Below are 2,259 nucleotides of genomic sequence, written 5' to 3' on the forward strand. Positions count from 1 at the left end.
CCTGTGCCCCGTGCCGAACGTCTCGTCCCCACCCTGCGCAACCTGTTCGAGGAGCTGAGCGGCCTGGAGCTGGCCGACGCGGATCCGGGCGCGAGCTTCCTGGAGCTGGGGCTCGACTCGCTGGTGCTCACGCAGGCGGCGCTCGCGGTGCAGAAGCAGTTCGGCGTGAAGGTGACGTTCCGGCAGCTCCTGGAGGAGGTCCCGTCGCTGGGCCAGCTCGCCGCGTTCCTCGACGGCCGCATGCCCCCGGAGGCCGCGCCGGTGGCCGCCGCCGCGCCGACCGCGCAGCTCACCGCGAACATCCTCGGCCAGCCGCAGGTCGCCACGTCCGCGGGCGCCGCGTTTCCGGTCCAGGCCGCGCCGGCTGTCGGTGCCTTCCCCGCGCAGGGCATGCCCGCGGGGGCTTCGTTCCCGGCACAGGCCATGGCCTTCCCGGCGCAGGCGATGGCCGCGCCCGCCGGAACGCTCCAGGCGGTCGTCGCGCAGCAGCTCTGGCTGATGACCCAGCAGCTCGCGCTCCTGTCCGGTCAGCCCTCGCAAGCGATGGCCGCGCAGGCCTTCCCCCAGGCTCCCGTCGCGCAGGTCCCGTCCGAGCCGGTGGCCGCGCAGTCGCAGGCCACGCAGGCCCAGCCCTCGCAGCCCGCGCCCGCGACGGTGGCCGCCCCGGCCGCGCCCGACGAGGCCGACCTCAAGGGCCCGGTGAAGTACGACGTGAAGAAGGCCTTCGGCGCCATCGCGCGCATCAGCCTCGCGCCGAAGGACTCGCTCACGCCCCGCCAGCAGACGTTCCTGGAGGACTTCACCCGCCGCTATACGACGAAGACGCAGGGCTCCAAGCGCTCCGCCCAGGAGAACCGGAGCCAGCTGTCGGATCCGCGCGTGGTGACGGGCTTCCGCCCGCTGCTCAAGGAGCTCATCTACCCGCTGGCCGTGAACCGCTCCAAGGGCTCCAAGCTCTGGGACGTGGACGGCAACGAGTACCTGGACGCGCTCAACGGCTTCGGCTCCGTGATGTTCGGCCACGCGCCGGACTTCATCACCCAGGCCGTGCACAAGCAGGTGGACGACGGCTACGAGCTGGGGCCCATGCACCCGCTGGCCGGCGAGGTCGCGAAGCTCGTCTGTGAGTTCACCGGCGCGGACCGCGCGGCGCTCTGCAACACCGGCTCCGAGGCCGTGATGGGCGCGCTGAGAATCGCCCGCACCGTCACCGGCCGCAGCACCGTGGCCATCTTCTCCGGCAGCTACCACGGCATCTTCGACGAGGTGCTGGTGCGCGGCACCAAGAGCCTGCGCACCGTGCCGGCCGCCCCGGGCATCATGGCGGGCGCGGTGCAGGACGTGCTCGTGCTGGACTACGGCACGCCGGAGTCGCTCGAAATCCTGCGCTCCCGCGCGGACTCGCTGGCGGCCATCATGGTGGAGCCCGTGCAGAGCCGCCGTCCGGACTTCCAGCCGCGCGAGTTCCTGCACCAGCTGCGCGACCTCACGCAGAAGTCCGGCTCCGTCTACATCTTCGACGAGGTCATCACCGGCTTCCGCATGCACCCGGGCGGCGCCCAGGCGGTGTTCGGCGTGCAGGCGGACGTGGCCACCTACGGCAAGGTCGTGGGCGGCGGCATGCCCATTGGCGTCATCGCCGGCAAGCGCCCGTTCATGGACGCGCTGGACGGCGGCCACTGGCAGTTCGGCGACGACTCCGTGCCCACCGTGGGCGTGACGTACTTCGCCGGCACGTTCGTGCGCCACCCGCTGGCGCTCGCCGCCGCGAAGGCCGCGCTGGAGCACATGAAGGCCGCGGGCCCGGAGCTCCAGCGCAGCGTGAGCGCCAAGGCGGACCAGCTCGCCAGCACGCTCAACGCGTTCTTCGACGAGGTGGGCGCCCCGCTGCGCATCAAGCACTTCGGGTCGCTGTGGAAGACGTTCGTCACGGCGGACGTCGCGAACGCGGACCTGCTGTTCTGCCTGCTGCGCGACAAGGGCATCCACATCTGGGATGGCTTCCCGTGCTTCTTCACCACCGCGCACTCGGACGCGGACCTGAAGCGCCTCATCACCGCGTTCCAGGACAGCGTCACGGAGCTGCAGGACGCGGGCTTCCTGCCCGGCACGGCGCGGCCCCAGCCGCAGGCCCCCGCCGCATTCGATTCCAACCAGCCCCCCGTCCCCGGCGCCCGCCTGGGGCGTGATCCGCCTTTCTCTTATACACATCTGACGCTGCCGACGATAATGCTCTGGTTCAAAAACATACTTGTCGCC

Annotated in this window: 1 protein-coding gene; it reads left to right on the forward strand. The window is 71.4% G+C overall.

The window, feature by feature from the left end:
- A partial coding sequence (locus D7W79_RS46595) for an aminotransferase class III-fold pyridoxal phosphate-dependent enzyme (protein WP_120530673.1) occupies window positions 1-2,259 on the forward strand: 2,259 nt, incomplete at both ends.

Origin of the sequence: Corallococcus exercitus (assembly GCF_003611585.1) — a bacterium.
In the GTDB taxonomy this organism is placed as follows: domain Bacteria; phylum Myxococcota; class Myxococcia; order Myxococcales; family Myxococcaceae; genus Corallococcus; species Corallococcus exercitus.